Source organism: uncultured Shewanella sp., from assembly GCF_947491715.1.
Lineage (GTDB): Bacteria > Pseudomonadota > Gammaproteobacteria > Enterobacterales > Shewanellaceae > Shewanella.
In genome coordinates, this window is record NZ_CANLKR010000007.1 from 1 (window position 1) to 22,637 (window position 22,637).

17 protein-coding genes, 1 rRNA gene and 1 pseudogene are annotated in these 22,637 nt (G+C 42.2%); 1 reads left to right on the top strand and 18 read right to left on the bottom strand.

Going from position 1 to position 22,637, the window contains the following annotated elements; all coding sequences use genetic code 11:
- From Q0779_RS07475 to Q0779_RS07485, 3 genes are all read right to left on the bottom strand, one after another.
- Positions 1-66 (bottom strand): 16S ribosomal RNA (locus tag Q0779_RS07475); the annotation flags it as partial.
- Between the two features lie 761 nt (positions 67-827).
- On the bottom strand, positions 828-3,551 hold the full coding sequence (secA, locus tag Q0779_RS07480) for a preprotein translocase subunit SecA (RefSeq protein ID WP_298771162.1): 2,724 nt from the start codon (positions 3,549-3,551) through the stop codon (positions 828-830).
- Between the two features lie 62 nt (positions 3,552-3,613).
- Positions 3,614-4,513, bottom strand: coding sequence for a peptidoglycan DD-metalloendopeptidase family protein (locus Q0779_RS07485; RefSeq protein ID WP_298771164.1), 900 nt, complete (start codon positions 4,511-4,513; stop codon positions 3,614-3,616).
- Positions 4,514-4,540: 27 nt separating this feature from the next.
- On the opposite strand from Q0779_RS07485, the gene Q0779_RS07490 reads away from it, so the two are divergent.
- Positions 4,541-4,993, top strand: a complete 453-nt coding sequence (locus Q0779_RS07490; RefSeq protein ID WP_298771166.1) for a DUF721 domain-containing protein — start codon at positions 4,541-4,543, stop codon at positions 4,991-4,993.
- A 9-nt stretch (positions 4,994-5,002) separates the two neighbouring features.
- Here the strand turns inward: Q0779_RS07490 and lpxC are convergent, their stop codons facing one another.
- From lpxC to mraZ, 15 genes and pseudogenes are all read right to left on the bottom strand, one after another.
- Entirely contained in the window at positions 5,003-5,920 is a 918-nt protein-coding gene (lpxC, locus tag Q0779_RS07495; RefSeq protein ID WP_298771168.1) for a UDP-3-O-acyl-N-acetylglucosamine deacetylase, read from the bottom strand.
- Between the two features lie 182 nt (positions 5,921-6,102).
- Positions 6,103-7,293, bottom strand: coding sequence for a cell division protein FtsZ (gene ftsZ, locus Q0779_RS07500; protein WP_298771170.1), 1,191 nt, complete (start codon positions 7,291-7,293; stop codon positions 6,103-6,105).
- Between the two features lie 31 nt (positions 7,294-7,324).
- The gene (gene ftsA / locus Q0779_RS07505) at positions 7,325-8,560 is read right to left on the bottom strand and encodes a cell division protein FtsA (protein ID WP_298771172.1); all 1,236 of its coding nucleotides are present in this window, start codon (positions 8,558-8,560) and stop codon (positions 7,325-7,327) included.
- 4 nt (positions 8,561-8,564) lie between these two features.
- Positions 8,565-9,327, bottom strand: a pseudogene (locus Q0779_RS07510) (cell division protein FtsQ/DivIB).
- Between the two features lie 111 nt (positions 9,328-9,438).
- On the bottom strand, positions 9,439-10,902 hold the full coding sequence (gene murC / locus Q0779_RS07515) for a UDP-N-acetylmuramate--L-alanine ligase (RefSeq protein ID WP_298771176.1): 1,464 nt from the start codon (positions 10,900-10,902) through the stop codon (positions 9,439-9,441).
- A gap of 1 nt (position 10,903) precedes the next feature.
- A complete protein-coding gene (gene murG / locus Q0779_RS07520) occupies positions 10,904-11,995 on the bottom strand; it encodes an undecaprenyldiphospho-muramoylpentapeptide beta-N-acetylglucosaminyltransferase (RefSeq protein ID WP_298771178.1) in 1,092 nt (363 codons plus the stop codon).
- Positions 11,995-13,206: a cell division protein FtsW gene (ftsW, locus tag Q0779_RS07525; protein WP_298771180.1), complete on the bottom strand. Its 1,212-nt coding sequence runs from the start codon at positions 13,204-13,206 to the stop codon at positions 11,995-11,997. Before ftsW ends, murG begins: the two co-directional genes overlap by 1 nt.
- On the bottom strand, positions 13,199-14,560 hold the full coding sequence (murD, locus tag Q0779_RS07530) for a UDP-N-acetylmuramoyl-L-alanine--D-glutamate ligase (protein WP_298771182.1): 1,362 nt from the start codon (positions 14,558-14,560) through the stop codon (positions 13,199-13,201). The genes ftsW and murD overlap by 8 nt, the downstream gene beginning before the upstream one ends.
- A 10-nt stretch (positions 14,561-14,570) precedes the next feature.
- A complete protein-coding gene (mraY, locus tag Q0779_RS07535) occupies positions 14,571-15,653 on the bottom strand; it encodes a phospho-N-acetylmuramoyl-pentapeptide-transferase (protein ID WP_298771184.1) in 1,083 nt (360 codons plus the stop codon).
- Entirely contained in the window at positions 15,653-17,059 is a 1,407-nt protein-coding gene (gene murF, locus Q0779_RS07540; protein ID WP_298771186.1) for a UDP-N-acetylmuramoyl-tripeptide--D-alanyl-D-alanine ligase, read from the bottom strand. The genes mraY and murF overlap by 1 nt, the downstream gene beginning before the upstream one ends.
- On the bottom strand, positions 17,059-18,537 hold the full coding sequence (gene murE, locus Q0779_RS07545) for a UDP-N-acetylmuramoyl-L-alanyl-D-glutamate--2,6-diaminopimelate ligase (RefSeq protein WP_298771188.1): 1,479 nt from the start codon (positions 18,535-18,537) through the stop codon (positions 17,059-17,061). Before murE ends, murF begins: the two co-directional genes overlap by 1 nt.
- Position 18,538: 1 nt before the next feature.
- Positions 18,539-20,275 carry a penicillin-binding protein 2 gene (locus Q0779_RS07550; protein ID WP_298771190.1) on the bottom strand — a complete coding sequence of 579 codons (1,737 nt, stop codon included), beginning with the start codon at positions 20,273-20,275 and terminating at the stop codon, positions 18,539-18,541.
- Entirely contained in the window at positions 20,272-20,586 is a 315-nt protein-coding gene (gene ftsL / locus Q0779_RS07555; RefSeq protein WP_298771192.1) for a cell division protein FtsL, read from the bottom strand. Before ftsL ends, Q0779_RS07550 begins: the two co-directional genes overlap by 4 nt.
- A gap of 41 nt (positions 20,587-20,627) precedes the next feature.
- The gene (gene rsmH / locus Q0779_RS07560; protein ID WP_298771194.1) at positions 20,628-21,569 is read right to left on the bottom strand and encodes a 16S rRNA (cytosine(1402)-N(4))-methyltransferase RsmH; all 942 of its coding nucleotides are present in this window, start codon (positions 21,567-21,569) and stop codon (positions 20,628-20,630) included.
- Positions 21,570-21,594: 25 nt separating this feature from the next.
- Positions 21,595-22,053: a division/cell wall cluster transcriptional repressor MraZ gene (mraZ, locus tag Q0779_RS07565; RefSeq protein WP_298771196.1), complete on the bottom strand. Its 459-nt coding sequence runs from the start codon at positions 22,051-22,053 to the stop codon at positions 21,595-21,597.
- Between the last annotated feature and the right edge of the window lie 584 nt (positions 22,054-22,637).

Here is a 22,637-nt window from a genome sequence, read left to right on the forward strand (position 1 = left end):
CTCGACTTGCATGTGTTAGGCCTGCCGCCAGCGTTCAATCTGAGCCATGATCAAACTCTTCAATTAAAGTTTTGTTGGTCCGAAGACCTGCTCAATGAATTCTGTTTACTAATTAAAGTAATTTACATATTGCTATGGTCACTCACTTTCTCTAGTTAGAGAATTCATTAAGATATTTTTGATTGCGTTCAATCTCTTTACTCGAAAGTAAGAAGAAAGAAAGCAATTTCGAATAACTCAACACCTGTGAGTGTCCACACAGATTTGCTTGTCAACTTTTTAAAGAACATGTCCTAGCAAGTAGCTACTCTTTATATAAAGAGCGGACGTGATACCGATTTTTCAGGTATCGCCGTAGACGTTAGGTCGCTGGCTTGAGGAGGCGTATTCTACGCATTTCCTCGTGTGCGTCAAGTGTTTTTTTAAGAAGTTTTTCAATGATTAATTTCTTATCTCATCGAGCCACATTAACTACTTGAAACGATTGTCACCGCTGCTGTTTCCTATCTCTCTAGGAAGCTGCTTTGCCGTGTCAGTGGGTGCGCATTATAGGGAGATTTTGGATAAGCACAAGGGCTTTTTAAAGAAAAAAGGCATTTATTTTCACTTTATTTATTAAGCACAACTTCCCCACTATTTACCCCCTAAGTTATCCACAAAAAACGTGTTCCATGTGGTTTTTATCAGCAAGTATTGAAATTCAATCGATAGATAAGCAATCCCCACTAACTTTCTCACTTTTAATCTATTACAAAGATCAAAAAAGCCAACCTCATAGAGATTGACTTTTCATTTATTCAATATAAACCCACTTAACCCGTGATAACTTAAGTTAGCTTTCCATGACACTGCTTATATTTACGTCCAGAGCCACAAGGACAAGGATCATTACGACCCACTTTATCTCCCGAGCGCACAATAGGTGTATGAGCAGCATCGGCTTCAGCTTCATTACTACCTACTAGCGCATCCGCAGCCGCATGTTGGTAGTCACGTTGAATTTTAGCCTCTTCTTGCCTGCGCTGTGCTTCCATTTCTTCGACATCTGATTGGGCCTGCACTTGTACTTTAGATAAAATAGCAATCACATCTTGTTTTAATGATTCCAGCATATCTTGGAATAACTGAAAAGATTCACGCTTATATTCTTGTTTAGGGTTCTTTTGTGCATAACCCCGTAAATGAATACCTTGACGTAAATGATCCATGGCTGACAAATGCTCTTTCCACAAACCATCCAGTGTTTGTAGCATTACCGCCTTTTCAAATTGACGTAATACTTGCTCACCCACCATTTCTTCTTTGTCTTTGTAAGCTTTTACCCAAGAATCGGCAATACGCTCACGTAATGTCTCTTCATGAAGGTCATCTTCTTTATCTAACCATTCTTGGACAGGTAATGATAAACCATATTCATGATCTAAACGCTTTTCAAGACCCGCAACATCCCATAACTCTTCGACAGATTGCGGTGGAATATATTGATCAACGATGTCATTAACAACATCACCTTGAATATTAGTAATAGTATCTTGAATACTCTCAGCATCCATTAACGCATTACGTTGGTTATACACCACTTGGCGTTGATCATTAGCAACGTCATCAAACTCGAGTAATTGCTTACGGATATCGAAGTTTCTCGCTTCAACTTTACGTTGTGCATTTTCAATGGCACGAGATACCCAAGGATGTTCGATAGCCTCCCCTTCCTCCATGCCTAATTTCTTCATCATTGAAGAAACACGATCTGAAGCGAAAATACGCATCAAACTATCTTCCATAGAAAGATAGAAACGCGAGGAACCCGCATCCCCTTGACGACCCGAACGACCCCGTAACTGATTATCAATACGACGTGATTCGTGACGTTCTGTGCCTAGAATATGCAGTCCACCTAAAGTCACCACTTCATCGTGACGTATTTGCCAATCGGCTTTCACTTTGGCTTTTTGCTCGTTACTTGGATCATTAAGGGCATCAATTTCCATATTCCAATTGCCGCCCAGCACAATATCCGTTCCTCGACCCGCCATATTGGTTGCAATCGTTACAGCACCTTTACGGCCCGCTTGAGCAACAATATCTGCCTCACGTTCATGGAATTTAGCATTTAACACTTCATGAGGAATTTTTTCTTTCTTCATTAAGCTATGGAGCAATTCAGATTGTTCAATGGATACCGTACCCACCAACACAGGCTGACCTCTTTCGCGGCAATCGCGAATATCATCAATAATAGCCGTGTATTTTTCAGCAGCGGTTAAATAAACTAAATCAGGTTTATCCGCACGTACCATCGGCTTATTCGTTGGGACAACAACCGTGTCTAAACTATAAATATGTTGGAACTCGAACGCTTCAGTATCTGCAGTACCCGTCATCCCGGCAAGTTTTTCATATTGGCGGAAGAAGTTTTGAAAGGTAATTGATGCCAGTGTTTGGTTTTCATTTTGGATTTTAGCGTTTTCTTTCGCCTCAACCGCTTGATGTAGACCTTCAGACCAACGACGACCGGGCATGGTTCTGCCAGTATGTTCATCGACAATGATGACTTCATCATCTTGAACAATATAGTCGACATCTTTTTCAAAAAGTGTATGTGCACGTAGAGCAGCATTAACATGATGAAGTAAAGAAATATTCGTTGCAGAATAAAGCGAATCACCTTCTGCTAACATGCCTCGCTCAGTGAGTAATAACTCGACTTTTTCTTGACCGCGCTCAGTCATATGAACTTGCTTGGCTTTTTCATCAATAGAGTAATCACCCGTTCCCGTATATTCATCACTGTCTTCTTTATCTTGACGAATAAGGTTAGGAATTAAGGTATTAATCTTAATATAAAGCTCTGAGCTATCTTCGGCAGCACCCGAAATAATAAGTGGGGTACGGGCTTCATCAATTAAAATGGAATCCACTTCATCGATTAATGCATAATGCAATGGGCGCTGAACACGTTCCGCAGGCGAAAAAGCCATGTTGTCACGTAAATAATCAAAACCAAATTCGTTATTGGTACCGTAAGTAATATCAGCATCATAAGCGGCTTTCTTTTCCGCTTGAGCTAACCCCGCCACATTAACACCGACACTTAACCCTAAAAACTCAAATAAAGGACGATTGAATTCAGCATCACGTGCAGCAAGATAGTCATTCACGGTAATAACATGAACACCTTTACCCGTTAAGCCATTAAGATAGGCGGGCAATGTTGCCGTCAGTGTTTTACCTTCACCTGTGCGCATTTCTGCAATGCGATTACTGTTTAAGATCATGCCACCAATAAGCTGAACATCGAAATGACGCATTTCAAACACACGTACAGAGGCTTCACGTACGACAGCAAACGCTTCAGGCATAATACTTTCTAAACTTTCGCCTTTGTCTAAGCGCTCACGAAAAGAAACCGTTTTCGCCTTTAATTCTGCATCACTGAGTTTTTGATACGCTTCTTCTAACTCATTCACTTGCGCAGCAATTTTTTTGAACCCTTTGAGCGTACGCTCGTTTCGACTACCAAATATTTTTGTCAGTAATTTACCAAACATCTGAACCACTTATTATGTTGTTGGCCAAGTCCCTTTGCGAGTCTGAAAGCCTATTAATATGATTAACCCGCTTTGCGATAAACAAATGTTTTTGGGTCGATTTGTTTTCCATCACGTAGCACTTCATAATGCACATGGGGCCCAGTTGAACGACCGGTACTCCCCATTACAGCTATATCCTCGCCTTTCGCGACAACATCACCAACATGAACAAGTAACGCTTTATTATGACCGTATCGAGTGCGTAAACCATTACCATGATCTATCTCAACTAATTCTCCATAGCCAAACCGCGGACCTGCCCATGTGACAACACCACCACCGGTTGAGACAACCTCGGATCCATCCTTACCGGCAAAATCAATTCCTTTATGAAACGCTCTTCGCCCATTAAAGGGATCATTTCGAAACCCAAAATGAGATGATAACCAACCTTTAGTAATTGGTCGACCTGAAATATAACGCTCTTTATCTATATGGAGATTCGATGATACAGTTTCAAGTAAAGAAAGCTGAACATTATTCTTATCAATACGAGAAACTAAACTGTCCATATCTGCAAGCAACTGCTCTATTTCGATATTAGCGCCAATATCACTTAATCCTCCCACACCCACTTCATCAGAAAAATCAAACTGATCATCCAATTTATTTGTCTGCGCAACTTGTTGCCCTAACGCTTCTAAGCGAGTTAATTTAGCTTGCATACGAGCAACATGTGTCGCCAACATAGATAATTGAGAAGCCGTCGCATTTTTGAGTTCGACTAATTCTTTTTGTTGTTCTTGTCGTGCGGCTTTCTCACCATCAACATTCACTTGTTGCTGATGAAGTTGCTGTTCATTATGCTCATAAATGCCAATGCCCGCCGCAATCAAGAGAGCAGGTAATAACAACCAACGCTTTCCTGGTTGCCAACGTTTAGCACCATTTCGACTTTGAATAAAAACTGTTACACTCATAACTTAACCAAGCCATTTTATTATCATATGAAAAAGCTCCCTCTGGATCTTAGCCAACTGCTTCATCAACAAGGCGGCATGCCGCAATTAGCTGAAAAAGCAGAACTCCTATTGCATCTAAATCATCATGTAAAATGTGTACTTAAAGGCCCAGTTGCAAAACATTTACAAGTCGCGAACTTACGTCAAGGCACACTAGTTATTGAAACAAGTACTTCAGCCTGGGCTGCTAGAATTAATTTTCAAAAAATACAAATATTACAACAATTACAAGCAGAAATGTTGCCTATGCTTACTGCTATTGAAGTCAAAGTCAACCCAAGGCTGCACTCTCAAGCTTCACCAATCGCATCAAGAAATAGACATATAAGCCATACTGCTGCATCACATATTGAAGCCATTGCCGATCAAACGGACGGTTCACTCGCTCAGAAACTAAAACGGCTGGCTGCATTAGCCAGCCGTTCAAGGCAATCTTAAATTTAATTGTTAAGCGAAAACGGCTCCGGCGGGTACCGTGAAGTTAACGGGAGCATCTGCTTCTTCAAAGCTCACAATTTCCCAAGCTTCTTGCTGCGCAAGCATGGCTCTAACAAGTTGATTATTTAATGCATGACCTGTTTTATAAGCACTAAACTCACCAACTATGGCATGCCCTGCAACGTATAAATCACCAAATGCATCTAAAATCTTATGTTTAACAAACTCATCATCATAACGCAGACCATCTGGGTTTAATACGCGATACTCATCTAGCACCACGGCATTTTCCATGCTGCCACCCAGCGCTAGATTATTGGCTCTTAAATATTCAATATCGCGCATAAAACCAAAAGTTCTAGCTCGACTAATTTCTTTAATAAAAGCAGCCGAGGAAAAATCCATTGTAACGTGTTGCTGACTACGTGCTATTTCAGGATGATTAAAATCAATGGCAAAGTTCACCCTAAAACCTTGAAAAGGCTTTAGTTCTGCCCACTTATCGCCATCTTCTACACGAATAGGTTTAGTGATTTTAATATATTTCTTAGCTGCACTTTGCTCTGCAATCCCCACAGATTGCAATAAGAAAACAAAAGGACTCGCACTGCCATCCATAATCGGAATTTCGGGGGCATCAACCTCAATAATGGCGTTATCAACACCAAGGCCAGCAAGTGCTGCAAATAAATGTTCAATTGTTGAAATACGAACACCATCGTCATTCACTAATGCAGTGCACATTGTCGTTTCACGAACCTGATCAGCTATGGCTGGAATCTCAACCGCTGGCGTTAAATCTGTGCGAACAAGCACTATCCCTGTATTGATCGGGGCAGGCCTGATGATCAAAGTGACCTTGTTGCCAGAATGTAATCCGACACCAGTGGTTTTTACCATTTCTTTGACTGTTCTTTGAAAAATCATTTAAATACCTGTCATTTCGCCACAAAAGCATGCACAAAACACAAAAATAGCCCAACTGAGTCTAATAGACTCGGCGAATGATTCTAGCATAACTTTACCAATTAACCAAAATAAGTAGCCACAGCAACTCCCGCCTTTATAGGCGACATTTATTCCAGTTAACTTCAGCCAGTTACAACTTTTTAGTCAGCTTGCTTACGCAAAAAAGCTGGAATATCGAGATAATCTAACTCATTTTTCTTCTCTGGTGTCGGTACGACAACTTGCTGTTGCGGTACAGGTGCTGCATTACCTTGAGGAATACTCGGCGTTATCATATCTTCAGCAACAAAACTTTCTGTACGAGGCTGTTCTGTGGCTGGCGCTGGCTCAGGACGAGGTGTAGGCTTAGTCACCAGTTGAATATCAGGCTTTTTCTCTGCCCCAATACCCGTCGCAACAACCGTTACACGTAATTCATCACTCATTTCAGGATCAATGACCGCACCCACAACAACAGTCGCATTATCAGAAGCGTAAGCCTTAACATGGTTACCCACAGTCTCAAATTCTTCAATGCTCATGTCCATACCAGCCGTAATATTGACCAGCACACCACGTGCACCCGCTAAATCAATATCTTCCAGTAAAGGACTCGCCACCGCTGCTTCAGCCGCTTCTTCGGCTCTATCTTCGCCACTCGCAACACCGGTTCCCATCATTGCATTGCCCATTTCTGACATGACCGTTTTCACATCGGCGAAATCGACGTTAATGAGACCAGGCCGCGTGATCAGCTCCGCAATACCTTGCACTGCACCTAAAAGCACATTATTTGCTGCAGCAAATGCATCTAATAATGACGTGCCACGGCCTAACACTTTAAGTAACTTTTCATTTGGGATTGTGATAAGAGAATCAACATGTTTAGCAAGTTGCTCAATACCCAGTTCAGCAAATCCCATGCGCTTTTTCCCTTCAAAAGGAAAAGGCTTAGTGACCACAGCAACCGTTAATATACCTTCTTCACGAGCAACTTCCGCCACGACGGGGGCAGCTCCTGTTCCAGTACCACCACCCATACCCGCAGCAATAAAGATCATATCCGATCCTTTAATTGCATTACGAATACTCTCTTTATCTTCTTCTGCAGCTAAACGTCCAATCTCAGGGTTTGCCCCTGCACCCAACCCTTTTGTGACATCACGCCCCAATTGAATTGTCGTACTCGCCGCCGATTTACGTAATGCTTGCGCATCCGTATTTGTTGCAACAAACTCAACACCTTCGATGTTGTGTTTCACCATATGTTCTACGGCATTACCACCGCCACCACCAACGCCGATGACCTTAATCACCGCTTCGTCTGTATGACTGTCCATGATCTCAAACATGGCCTTCTCTCCGTTATGCATGCGTTAAAAACTAAAACTCACCTTTAAACCAGCTTTGGATTCGAACCCAAAAACTGGAAACCCCTTGGCGTTCTGGACGCTCAAACTGACGTTCGATAATCCGACGTGCGCCATAATGCAACAAACCAACTCCAGTTGAATAGATAGGGTCATCAACATATTCATATAAGCCTTTCACCGGTAATGGCTGAGCCATTCGCACCGGCATACCGAAAGTCGCTTCTGCAATGTCTACCGCCCCTTCTATTGATGCCGTCCCTCCTGTTAACACGATCCCCGCAGCGACCTGATCTTCTAGGCCTGAGTCTCGTAACTGTGTTAATACCAATTCAAACAGCTCTTGGTATCTCGGCTCCACTACTTCTGCTAAGGTATGTCTCGACATACTGCGTGAAGGACGTCCTCCCACTGAAGGGACTTCAATGCTGTCTTCTCGACTCACCATGGAACTTCTTGCACTTGCATGTTTAACTTTAATTTGTTCAGCATGAGATAAAGGTGTTCTAAATATTTTAGCAATATCATTGGTGACTTGATTCCCCGCAACAGGAACGACTGCGCAATGACGCAGAGCGCCATTAGTGTAAACGGCAATGTCCGTTGTCCCACCGCCCATATCAACCAAACAAACACCTAAATCTTTTTCATCATCCGTTAATACCGCATCAGCCGAAGCTATCGCGGTAAAAACCAAATCATCCACTTTCAAACCACAGCGTTCGACGCTTTTAATGATGTTTTTCGCCATATCATTCGCACAGGTGACAATATGCACTTTGGCTTCCATTCTCATACCTGACATACCAATAGGACTCCTGATCCCATCTTGTACATCAATAGCGTATTCTTGAGGCAGGACATGCAAGATGCGCCTTTCTGTGGGAATTTTGACCGAACGTGCAGTATGGATCACATTGTCGACATCATCTTGCGTCACTTCTTCGTCATTAATCGATACCATGCCATTTTCATTTTGGCATTCAATATGCTTACCTGAAATCCCCAAATAGACAGAAGATACCTGGCAATCGGCCATTAATTCGGCTTGATCTAATGCTCTTTGTACACTGCGCACAATAGAGTCAAGATCGTTTACTCCTCCTTTGTCCATTCCTCTAGAAACGTGACTTCCTAGACCCACAATGCTTATTTCGCCATCCGGCAATACTTCGCCGATAATAACTGCGACCTTAGATGTCCCTATGTCTAATCCAACGATCAGATTTCTATCTTGATTTTTGGTCATTAATTCACAGCTCTCTTATGTGCATCTTCCCAACCCACGGCCAATCCTGTGTCGTAGCGTAAATCAACAGTGGCTACCTGTTTAACTTGCTTAGCTAACTTTGGAAATACATTAATAAATCGTTGTATTCTTGCCATTTTATCTTCTCGCCCCAATTCTAGTTTAATGCCGTTACCTAAAGTGGCATGCCAAGCATGCCTTGGGGTCAAAGTCAAACCTGTTAAGGTAAAACCGTTAATACTTAACAGCTTACTCACTTGTCTATAGGTCTCTAATACTTCTTTAGCTTCATCATTTGGGCCAGTTAATTGAGGTAATGTTTTCATTTCCTCTTTTTTAGGAGCCTCAAACACATCCCCTTGAATATTAAGCCAAGCCGTCTCATTCCAATGAGCAACCGCTTGCTGTTCAACAAGGTACACCTTTAATTTTGAAGGCCATTCTCGTCTAACCGATGCTCGATAAACCCAAGGTAAGGCTTCTAATGCAGCTTGAACCTGATTCACATCAGCTGAAAAAAAACTACGCTGCATTAAATTCTCCAAAGCTGTTTGGATCTCCTTATCACTGGTAAAATGCCTCTTACCTTTAATCGCCACCGCTTCGATAGGTAAAGCACCTGCATCATGAATAACGGTATTTAATTTTACCGCCGCAACACCTAGCCCCACTAAAACAGTAAAAAGGAAAATCACACCAAACGTGAAGTACCAATTGACTTGTTTTACACATTGACCTAATGCTTGCTTCTTATTTATCCACGACACTGAAAATAATCCTTTTTCACTGTGCAAGTATAAAACCGCTTATTATATAGTCCCTTAAGAATGAATCAAAGGACGATTTATCAACGGTGCTATCAACTATCAGTCGAATCATCAATAATGATTCTGCATCGATTTAACTGAAACAGACAATATCTGGGCTAAATCACGGGATATCGCACCGATATTGCCCGCGCCTTGTGTTAACAACAGGTCCCCATCATTCAATATCTCAGGTAACAAGGTTTCTAACATGGCTTTATCTGAAATAAAAATGGGTTCCAGTTGCCCTCGTTGGCGGATAGAACGACATAAAGATCGACTATCAGCCCCCGCAATGGGTGCCTCTCCTGCACCATACACATCAAGTAACAATAAGCAGTCTACTTGAGATAAAACATCCACAAAGTCTTCATATAAATCACGAGTTCGACTAAATCTATGAGGCTGATAAATCATGACGACTCTTTTTTCAGGCCAGCCCATTTTTGCCGCTTTAATCGTTGCAGCAACCTCACTAGGGTGATGGCCATAGTCATCTACTAACTTAATCAATCCCTTATCAGTCTTAAACTCACCCACTTGCTCAAAGCGTCGACCAATGCCTTGAAAATCAATCAATGCCTTTTGAATAGCACCATCTTCTATATCATCTTCACAAGCAACAGCAATGGCTGCTAATGCATTAAGCACATTGTGCTGGCCGGGTAAATTAACACTCAAAGGGACATCATTATACCCTTGTCTACGGACTGTGAACTGGCTTTGATAACCTTGCTGGGTGAAGTTGATCCCCTGCACATCAGCATCTTCACTAAACCCATAAGTCACCACTTTACGACCAAACCTAGGTAAGAGATCTCGCACGATAGGATCATCGATACACGCCACAACCACACCGTAAAAAGGTAAATTATGAACAAAGTCAACGAATGTACTTTTCAACTTTTCAACATCTCCGTCATAAGTGTCCATATGATCGGCTTCTATATTAGTGATCACACTCACCATAGGTTGAAGATGTAAAAAGCTCGCATCGCTCTCATCTGCTTCAGCAATAAGATAGCGACTACTGCCTAATCGCGCATTAGTGCCGGCACTATTGAGTAGTCCTCCTATTACAAAAGTAGGATCACGCTGAGCCTGAGCATAAACACTGGCAATTAAACTGGTCGTTGTTGTTTTTCCATGTGTGCCTGCAACTGCAACACCATGTCGATAACGCATTAACTCAGCTAACATTTCTGCTCGCCTTACAATAGGGATCCTTAACGCTTTAGCCGCAATAATTTCAGGGTTCTCCATATCGATTGCCGTGGAAACCACCACAACATCTGCGCCTTCAACTTGATTGGCCGCATGGCCTATATGTACTGTCACACCCAGCGACTCCAGTCGGGTTGTAACAGGATTCTTAGCAATATCTGAGCCACTCAATCGATAACCTTCATTTACTAAGACCTCGGCAATGCCTCCCATACCCGCGCCACCAATGCCCACGAAATAAATATGCTTTACCCGTCGCATTTCAGGGATCATGCTTCTTAACTGTGAAGATTTCTGTTCTTTACTACTCATATCAAACCTTTTCGGCCAGCTTAATGCACACACTTGCAACTTGTTCAGTTGCATCAACAACTGCCACATCTCTTGCGCGTAACCCCATTTGGTTCAGGGCTTGTCTTTGCGTCGCTAGCAATACTAATTTACTGGTTAATTTATCAACTGTTACAATAGGTTGAGGCAACAAAAATGCAGCCCCCGCTTTAACTAATACTTGTGCATTCTTGGTTTGATGATCGTCAACCGCATGGGGGTAAGGCACTAATAAACTTGGCAAGCCTACCGCAGCAAGTTCAGACACTGTCAGCGCACCGGCTCGGCATATCACAACATCCGCCCAAGCATAAGCCGCTTCCATATCATCAATAAACTCGGTAACTTTAACACTGCCTTCTAAGCCAAGATGCTGATACTCATGATTGACACTTTTTAAATTATTACGGCCAACTTGATGCCATAAGGTCATCGAGTGTGTTTTTCCTATATTATCAAGCACACTTGGCATCAAATCATTAAATACCTTTGCTCCTAAACTGCCACCAACAACGAGCAGCTTTAACGAGTCATCCGGTTCAGTATGTCTATTCTCACCCAATTCTATAAGCTCATGTCTAATGGGATTACCCACTGTTTTTGCTTCGACGGCTTTAAAAGTCCCTTCAAAGGCACATAACACTTGACTGGCTATTTTTGACAACAATTTATTCGTCATACCTGCAATGGCATTTTGTTCATGCAGCACTAAAGGAATACTCGACAGCTTAGCGGCCACACCACCTGGACCACTTGCAAAGCCGCCCATCCCCAGCACAACATCAGGCTTAAAACGGTTCATCACCTTTTTAGCCTGTAAAATAGAACGAAGAATTTTAAACGGTGCTGCTAATTTTCGAATAACACCATTGCCACGAACACCTTTAATATCAATAAATTCAATATCAAATCCATGTTGGGGCACCAATTGTGCCTCCATACGTTCAGCCGTTCCTAACCACTTAATCTGCCAGCCTTGCAAAGCAAGATATTTTGCAACAGCAAGCGCAGGAAACACATGTCCACCGGTTCCTCCCGCCATGATCAAAATACGCTTATTCGATGTTGCTGACATCAACCTTTTCTCCCTTGTATCGCCTGAACTGAACTCAAACGTCTTTCATAATCAATACGGATCAATATCATCGCTGCCGCTGTCATCACCCAAAGGCTACTGCCCCCATAGCTAATAAAAGGCAAGGTTAAGCCCTTGGTTGGTAATATCCCAATGCTCGCCCCTACATTTACAACAGTCTGAAAACAAAACCAAATTCCTATTCCGTAAGCTAAATAACCATCAAAGGCTCTGTCTATCATCAAACATAAATTTCCCAGCTTAATGGCCTTTAACGCGACAAATAACAACACAGATAAAACAATCACTATGCCAATAAAACCTAACTCTTCCCCAATAACGGCAAAAATAAAATCCGTGTGGGCTTCGGGTAAATATTCCAATTTTTGAATACTGTTACCTAAACCTTGCCCTAACCAATCGCCTCGTCCATAAGCCATAAGCGACTGGGTTAACTGGTAACCACTTCCAAAAGGATCTTGCCAAGGATCTAAAAATGACGTAACCCGCCGCATACGATATGGCTCTAATAGCACTAACGCCACAAAGGCTAATATGCCGGTTAGAATCAGGGCGAAAAAGTCCAATAGCCTTGCGCCCGCTAGGAATAAGAGCCCAACGGTACCGACAAATAACACCACTACAGTCCCTAAATCAGGCTGCATTAAAATTAAAAAAGCATAAACAGCAAAAACCGCAATGGGTTTGTAAAAACCCTTCGCATTTTCTCTGATTTCTTGATGTCGCCTAACAAGGTATCCCGCCATATAAATGGCAAAAGCTAATTTTGCTAATTCTGCAACTTGAATCCTGATTGGCCCAACAGATAGCCAGCGAGTCGCTCCATTCACCGTTGTACCGACAACCAACACTGACACCAACATGATCCCGACTATCATCAATAACCAAGGACTTACACGCTGCCAATACTGCATCTCAATCTGCAATGCAATAGCAGCAATGATCACGCAACCGATTAAGTAAATCATTTGTCTAACAACAAAATGGAAGGGATCGCCGGTTAACGTTCTAGCTTCTGGCATAGAAGCAGACATCACCATGACGAAGCCAAACCCTAATAACCCCATAATGGCAAAGAGTAACCCCCTGTCATATAAACAATTCTCATCGTTACTATCACGTAAGAGGGTCCATTTTGGCCAATGTACATTCTGGCTAAATAGCGTCATGTCTTTAACTAGGCTACGCATCTTGCTTCTCAGTGAATAATTGTCCCTTAGCCACATCTTTTGCTGCTAACTCGAGTACTTCTGTTTTAAAATCTTCTCCTCTGACCATAAAATTGTCATACATATCCAAACTGGCACATGCAGGAGATAACAAAACAATATCGCCAGGCACTGCTATTTCACTGGCTTTTCTTACCGCTTCCCTCATAGATTGAGTCGGAAAATGTTCTGCCTTTAATCGGCCAATTTTATCGCCATCTCGACCTAAGGTGATCAGGCTTTTCACCTTAGCCAATGGCTTCTCTAACGATATAAAATCAGCGCCTTTTCCTTCACCACCCGCAATCAGAACAATCCCCCCATCGAGAGATGCAAGCCCTTCTAAAGCAGCCAAGGTCGCTCCAACATTCGTCGCTTTTGAGTCATTGATATACTGAACGCCTTCAATGCAGCTTATAAGCTCACAGCGATGAGCAACGCCTAAAAATGTTTTCGCTACTTGCTTCATTGCATTAAATTCAATACCCGCCTTATCCGCCAATGCCATGGCTGCAATAATATTGGCTTGATTATGCTTACCCACTAATGCAAAATCCGCCACAGGCATTATGGGCATGTCACCTTTCACAACATACCCCTCTCTCAGCCCCCAATTATCTTCTTGCGGTTGATCTAAGCCAAAGCTGTTGAGTTTTTCGCATTTATTAGTGAATGTTAATATATCATCTCGATTAAAAAAAGCAGCTTTACTTTGAGCGTACAAATGTAGCTTCACTTGTCTATATTCTTCTATGGACGAATATCTATCCATATGATCTTCAGATATATTCAAACAAGTAGCTGCAATACACTGTAAACTGTGAGTGGTTTCTAATTGAAAACTGGATAACTCTACAATAAATAGATCTGCAGGTTTCATCAGTAAGTCCAATACTGGAATACCGATATTCCCACCCACACTGTAATTCAGCCCTGCGACTTTAGCCATTTCTGCTACTAGCGTCGTCACCGTTGTCTTACCGTTCGACCCCGTAATGGCCAACACAGAAGCTGATTGAGCTTTTAAGGCTCGGGCAAAAAGTTCAACATCGCCGACAACTTCAACACCCGCTTGAATGGCTTGGCTTATGGCCGGTGTACTGAGTGCAATACCTGGACTAATAATGATTTGTTCAGCCTGAATGAGCAGTCTCGTATCAAACTCACCTGCCATTAGGTCGACATTAGGGTAATTGTTAGCAAGCTTATCCGCACTAGGCGGAGCCAAACGGGAGTCCATCACCAATGGCACCACGCCTTGGGCACATAAGTAGCGTACAACTGATAATCCCGTTGCACCTAAACCTAATACTATATGCGAATACCGCTTACTCATAGTTATCTTTTTACCTTAACTTTAATGTCGCTAAACCCAATAAAACTAAAAATAAAGATATAATCCAAAAGCGCACAATCACCCTTGGCTCAGGCCAGCCTTTCAATTCGTAGTGATGATGAATGGGCGCCATACGAAAAATGCGCTGTCCTCGTAATTTATAGGATCCAACTTGTAGAATGACAGAAACCGTTTCAACAACAAAAACGCCTCCCATGATCACGAGCAAGATTTCTTGACGAACCAAAATAGCAATCACACCTAATGCAGCTCCCAACGCTAATGAGCCAACATCCCCCATAAAAACTTGAGCGGGATAAGTATTGAACCATAAGAATCCCAGTCCTGCGCCCACAATAGCCGTACACACAATCACGAGTTCAGCCGAACCCGGTAGATAGGGGATGTGGAGGTAATTTGCAAACTGGGCATGTCCAGAAAGGTAAGCAATCAATGCAAAAGCAGCCGAAACCATCACTGTAGGCATAATCGCCAAGCCATCTAAGCCGTCGGTTAAGTTCACTGCATTACTGGAGCCAACGATAGTAAAGTAGGCCAATAAAATGAAAAAACCACCCAATTGTGGCATCACATCTTTGAAAAAAGGTAAGACTAACTGAGTTTCGCCAACCGTTTCAGCAGAACCATATAGATACACAGCAACAAGTAACGCGGCTAATGATTGAAAAAAGTATTTCCACCTTGCAATTAAGCCTTTCGGGTCTTTGCGAACCACTTTTCGATAATCATCAACAAATCCAATAAGCCCAAAACTGCCTAAAACAAATAATAGAGTCCAAACATAACGACTCGATAAATCGCCCCACAACAATACACTGATAAAAATACTGGCTAATATGAGCAACCCTCCCATTGTTGGGGTGCCACGTTTGCTAAAATGAGATTCAGGCCCATCATTTCGAACAACTTGACCAATTTGCATCAATTGCAGGCGCTCGATCATTTTCGGCCCCCACCATAAACTGAATAACAATGCGGTTAACAAGCCTAAAATGGCTCGAAAGGTGACATAAGAAAAAACATTAAACCCACTATAAAATTGGGTTAAATACTCAGTCAAATAGACTAGCATTAAACAAACTCCCCGTGCCCATAGGCAACTGTTAAGGCTTCGACTACACGCTCCATTTGCGCGCTACGTGAGCCTTTAACTAATACAGTTACCTCACCGGGCAACTTATTAATATAATTAATTAAAACATTAGATAACTGATTAATATCGACACAGTGCTGACTGCCAAATGCTCGACTCGTTTCTTGAGTTAATTCCCCCACACATAACACATTTTGAATACCGCTTTTTTTAGCCAGTTCTCCAATCTGTTCATGTAAAGCAGGCGCATTGTCGCCTAATTCAGCCAAATCGCCCAGTACTAAACACGTATTTCCACCAATATCTTCAAGCCAGTTAATTGCGGCTGTGACTGAACTCGGGTTAGCGTTATAACTGTCATCAATGACACGCACTCGACCTAATTTTTTGGGTTGCATTCTGCCTTTAACAGGGGCAAGTAAACGCAGCCCTTCTTTAATTTCATTCAAAGATAAACCAAGCGCCAAACAAATCGCGCTAGCACCAAGTGCATTACTCACTTGATGACGCCCCGCTAAAGGCATGGAAATATGACAGAAATCCCCGTTATAATGAAGTTCAAAGCGATAATAACCTAAATGATCAGACACCACAGATTTAGCCATCACATCTGCAGAATGCGTAATACCAAAAGTTAACTGCTGATGATTTTCTGACGCTTTAAGCATCACCTTAGCAAAATCATCATCAGCATTAATCACTGCAACCCCATCGGATTCAAGATGATTAAAGATTTCCGATTTAGCCTCTGCTACCCCTTCTAATGAGCCAAACCCTTCTAAATGAGCAGAAGCGACATTGTTTACCATAGCAACACTTGGCTTAACCAATGCTGAGGTGTAATCAATTTCACCTTTATGATTCGCTCCTAACTCAAAAACCCCGAACTCATCGCCCATTTCCAATCGCAATAACGTTAGGGGTACACCAATTTCATTGTTAAAATTCCCCGCGGTATATCTCACACTGTGGTATTGAGACAAAATGGTCGCCACCATCTCTTTAACACTGGTCTTGCCATTGGATCCTGTAATAGCGACGCTCGTAGGTCCAACAAAGTCACGAACAAACGCAGCTATCTCTCCCATGGCTATTTGAGTATTAGGTACCACAATTTGTGGAACATCAATAGGTAATCGCTTCTCAACCAGTAACGCAATAGCCCCATTATCAACAGCAGATTGCGCAAACTGGTGGCCGTCAAAGTGCTCTCCTTTGAGGGCCACAAACATACCATACTTGGGGATTTTTCGACTATCTGTTGTCAATTGATAAACATAAATGTCAGAGCCTTGAAGCTGAATAGCATCTAATTCATATGGCTTACTACAGCTTGAACAGGCACGTAAATGCTCACAGATTTGAGATAAAGTCAGCACTATCATCAGATACCCTCCGTCAATGCGTACGCTAACTGACGCTCGTCATAATCGTATTTAATCCCTTTAACTTCTTGGTAAGTTTCATGGCCTTTGCCTGCCAATAAGATTAAATCACCAGGATGAGCCTTTATCGCGACTTGCCGTATCGCTTGCTCTCGATTCACTTCCACCAGCACTTGAGAAGCGTCATTTAATCCCATTAGCATATCATCGATAATATGCTGAGGATCTTCTCCTCGAGCGTTATCACTGGTTAACATGACTTGATCCGCGCCACTGTGTGCCGCCTGCGCCATTAAAGGGCGCTTGCCCTTATCCCTATCTCCACCACAACCAATAACGCACCATAATTTTCCATCACAATGTACACGAAGCGCTGACAGAGCTTGAGTCAATGCATCTGGGGTATGTGCATAATCCACGACAAAAGTGACGCCATCACTTCGAGTGAACCGCTCCATTCTGCCTGCAACGGGAGTCAACTGAGGCACTAATGCTAACAAGGACACCATATCTTCATTTAATCCATAAAGAGCAGTTAATGCCGCTAATAAGTTAGATAAATTAAACGCTCCCAATAATGGCGATTGTAATTTTGCTTGGCCTTCTGGCCAAATTAATGTTGCATTAACACCTAATGAACTGAAAGTAATGTCTTTTGCATAAACAGCAGCAGCTTCATTACCATTAGCACTAAAGCCGAGTAATGTTAATGCCTTACTCTTATCTTGAGATAAAGCGTCAAGCCAAATTTGCCCTAACGCATCATCCTGATTTATGACTGCTGTTTTAACACTGGGAAACTGAAACAACCTTTTTTTTGCGGCGCCATATTCATCCATACTGCCATGATAATCTAAATGATCCCGGCTCAAATTAGTGAAAACAGCTAAATCAAACGGCACGGCTTGCACGCGAGCTTGCACTAAACCATGACTAGACACTTCCATTGCACACAGCTTTGCGCCCTGCTGGTCAAAATCTTGTAACTGCTGCATCATAGTCACGGCATCAGCCGTGGTATTATCCGTCTGTACTAAGTGACCAAATAAACCATTACCAAGGGTCCCCATTACAGCTGATTTATCTCCCATTAAAGACATCAATTGTGCAATAAACTGGCTAACAGAAGTCTTACCATTTGTCCCCGTTATTCCAATCAATTTTAATCTATCTGTCGATAAGGGATAAGCATGAGATGCTAAGGCAGATAACTGATTATTGAGTTGAAAAAATGAAATCATCAGCTGTCCGTCATGACTTACTTTTCCATGTTCTTCAGGATTGTCTGTATGCACCAGCACAGCAATAGCACCAAGATTAAATGCAGCTTGGATATAGTTTCGGCCATCCACAACGTGGCCAGGGATCGCAATAAAGAGATCCCCTTCATTAATATGACGGCTGTCTAAAGTCATATTCTTAACTGTTTCTGAGCCCGAATAATGAAACCAGGGCGCTAATAAATCTTGCAATAACATCTTATTGATTTGTCCTAGCTAAAGTAGCAATTTTCACTTTATCTTTTGATGTAACAGGTTCAACATTCAACATTTGCAAAGAACCTGACATCACTTTCGCAAAAGGAGGGCCCGCAATATCGCCGCCATAATAATGATCACCCTTTGGCTCATTGATCATCACAGCAATAGCCAATCTCGGGTTATTAACAGGGGCAACGCCTGCAAAGGAAGCCACATAATCATCGCCATAACCTCCAGCAACCGCTTTACGGCTCGTCCCCGTTTTTCCTGCCACGGGGTATCCCTCAATATGTGCTCTCACCGCCGTGCCTTCTGCTTTCGTCACCCCTTGCAACATATGCATGACTTTCTTAGCAACGTCAGCGGATAAGACTTGGGTACCTTCGGGTTTTTTCTTTAATTTCACTATTGATGTCGGATATAACACCCCTTCACTGCCTAAGGTGGCATACATCCTTGCCAGTTGAAGTGCGGTAATGGTCAAGCCGTAACCAAAAGACAAGGTTGCACGCTCAAAGTCAGACCATCTATGACTATCTCGCACCACACCAGTACTTTCACCAATCAAATCGATGCCACTATAGGTTCCTAATCCCAAAGCCGCATAAGTTCCTAATAACTGTTCGATAGGCATAGATAAGGCGACCTTAGAGATACCAACATTACTCGAATGCACTAAAATGTCAGTCAAAGAGATATCCCCATAGTTTCTGCCGTCTCGCACCCGTCTACCCCCTAGGCGCATCCAGCCAGGAGAAGTATCAATCAATTGATTCTCTTTTATAGTACCTGCCTCTAACGCAGCAGCCATTACAAAAGGTTTAATCACAGAGCCTGGCTCAAAGGTATCGGTTAATGCACGATTTCGCATACGAAATGCTTGCAATTTGTCACTTGAATTGGGGTTATAAGACGGCGTATTGGCCATAGCCAATACCTCTCCAGTACGAATATCAATCACAACAATGGAGCCTGAAGTGGCTCGATTAATCTCAGTGGCTTTTTTTAATTCTCGATAAGCTAATTGCTGAAGACGCTGATCAATACTCAATACTAAATCATTTGAGTTTTCGCCTTCTTGCACCATATCAAGACGTTCGACCACATTACCATCACGAGATTTACGCACCTTTTGCTTACTCGGCGTCCCCGTTAACCAAGTGTCGTAAGTTTTCTCAATCCCTTCTATACCGATACCATCAATATTGGTGATCCCAATCAATTGAGAGTCAATTTCTCCGGCAGGATAATAACGACGTGATTCTGATTTTAAATAAACACCAGGAAGGTTTAACTGCTTAATATAATCCGCTACCGCAGGCGTCACTTGTCGCTTTAAATAAGCAAAGCGCTTTTTCGGATGACTTTGAACACGTGACAAAATTTTACTTAACGGCTCATGCAACACATCCGCCAGCGCTTGCCAACGACGCATCTCTTTGAAACCATCACGATCATAAACACGTTTAGGATCAACCCATACAGCACGCACGGGCACACTAACCGCCAGCATTTCCCCATTTCGGTCAGTAATCAGCCCACGCTGAACTTCACGGCTAGTCGTCCGTAAGGTTCGCATATCGCTTTCATAACGGAGTTTATCGGGTTCAATAATTTGAATGTAAGCTGCACGGCCCACCAAACTGATAAATAAAAGGCTCACAAAGGCGACAACGACGTAGAGACGCCAATGGATCAGCTGTGGTTTCTGGACTCGCTTTGCTTGTTTATTCATTTCACCCTCACTACCACCTCTTCATTAGGTAATGGACGCTTCATATTCAGATCTTTCGTCGCAATGCGTGTAATTTTACTATGCTCAGATTGCGATTGCTCTTCTAACAATAAGTTACGCCATTCGATATCTAACCTATCTCTTTCTTGCAACATTTGATCCCATTGGTTGGTGTAGCTACGACTCATGTAACTGGTGTACACCACAGCAACCGCATTTAACATCACCAAAGTTGCGAGTAGTAAGACCCACTTATGCCGCCATAGATCCTGCAAGATAATGCGCGTTAAATCTAATCGTGATTGTGCCACTTTTATCTCCTTGCATTCTCTTGTAACGCCAAAAATAAGTCCTAATACTCTAATCTTTCGGCAATTCTAAGTACTGAACTTCTCGCTCGAGTGTTACGCTCAATTTCTGCATCGGATGGTTTTATCGCTTTACCAATCGGCTTTAATTTGCGGCTTTTATTAATTTCATCTTCAGTGATCGGTAAGCCATGAGGCACGCTCTCTCCTTGACTGTGGCGACGAATAAATCGCTTCACCATTCTGTCTTCCAATGAATGAAAACTGATCACAGAAATCCGCCCTTTTGGCGCCAAAACAGCCAAAGCCCCTTCTAGTGCTTGGTCAATTTGCTCCAACTCACTATTGATATAAATTCTGATGGCTTGAAAGACCCGCGTTGCCGGATGCTTGTTTCTCTCTTTATTTTTACTCACTCGCGCAATCAAATCGGCCAATTCTTTAGTGCGTAAAAAAGGCGTTTTTTCTCTATCTGCAGCGATACAACGGGCAATATGCCGAGAATTTTTTTCTTCACCGTAAGTTTTAAAAACCCATGCCATGTCTTCAATTTCTGCTCGTGCAATCCACTGCGCTGCGGTTTCTCCTTGAGAATTATCCATTCGCATATCAAGGGGACCATCACGTAAAAAGCTAAACCCACGCTCGGCATCATCTAATTGAGGAGAAGACACACCAAAATCTAATAAAACCCCATCAATTTTCTGTGTTAATCCTAACTCGCTAACATAACTGGCTAACTGACCAAAACCGCCATGAACGATTTGAAAACGAGGATCATCTTTAAACTGCTTAGCTGCTTTAATCGCTTGGGGATCTCTGTCAATGGCAATTAAGCGCCCCTTTGGACCTAAGTGTTTTAGCACTTCTCGAGAATGGCCACCACGCCCAAAAGTACCGTCAATATAGACGCCATCGGCCTGTATATTTAATCCTGCCACCGTTTCTGTTAATAAAACGGATAAATGTGAAAATGCTTCGTTCATTGTGCTCTTCTTGGTTAATCTCAAATCAAAGTGAGAAATCAGCTAATCCTGGATCCGCTGCTAAGTCTTCATTTTGAATCGCGTCGAGGCTGGCAGCGATTTCTTGCTCCCAAGTTAATTCATTCCACAATTCAAATTTATTTAATTGCCCTACTAACATTGCGCGCTTTTCCAAAGCCGCATATTGTCTTAAGGGAGGAGGTAGTAATAATCGACCATTAGCATCAAGCTCACACTCATGGGCATAACCCAAAAGTAAGCGTTTGATTGCTCTTTGTGGAGGTTGAGTGTCGGATAGCACCTGTAATTTTGCTTCTATTTTACGCCATTCCTGCTTGGGGTAAACTAATAAACAAGGCGATTGGATATCCACTGTTATCACCAATTCGTTATTATGTTCCAAATGCAAGGGCTCTCGGTATCGCTTCGGTATGGCGATCCGACCTTTCACATCAAGGTTAATAGCACTTGCTCCACAAAACACTAATGTCTTCCCTGTTTATTTATATAAGCCAATAAAGCCCACTTATATCCACAATTACCCACTAGACATAAGTTTAGGGATAGAATACAAGTCTTGTCAAGGGATCCAGCTATTTAACAAATCCAGCAACCAAGCGGGTTAGCAAGGATTTTCTTCTATGTGAGTAAAATGGAATAGAAGGGATAATTGTGGAGATTTTTCCCTAAAAAGTAACAAAAACAGGAGGAAATAAACGTTATATACTTATTTATAGTGCATAAAAGTGGAGCAATAGTACCTTAGAGGGGGGATTTGAAGCATGAAATAATCATCAATATTTATCCTTTTATTAATCATCTTAAGTCATCAGAGTAATGTATCTCCATTGCAACTTCTCAATCCAACAAACTAAAGCATTAAGGAAAAAGTCTACCTCTTTACAGCCACTTGTAAGGTCAATATTTTTATAATACCTAAAATCAGGTTATTTATCGTTTTAACAAAAAACATGTTAATGCCAAATAGCATAGGTTTTCACCATTTGGTTTTAAATTAAACTTCATTCATCTATGGCAGTCATCACAGCGAATGCAAGTTAACCCAAA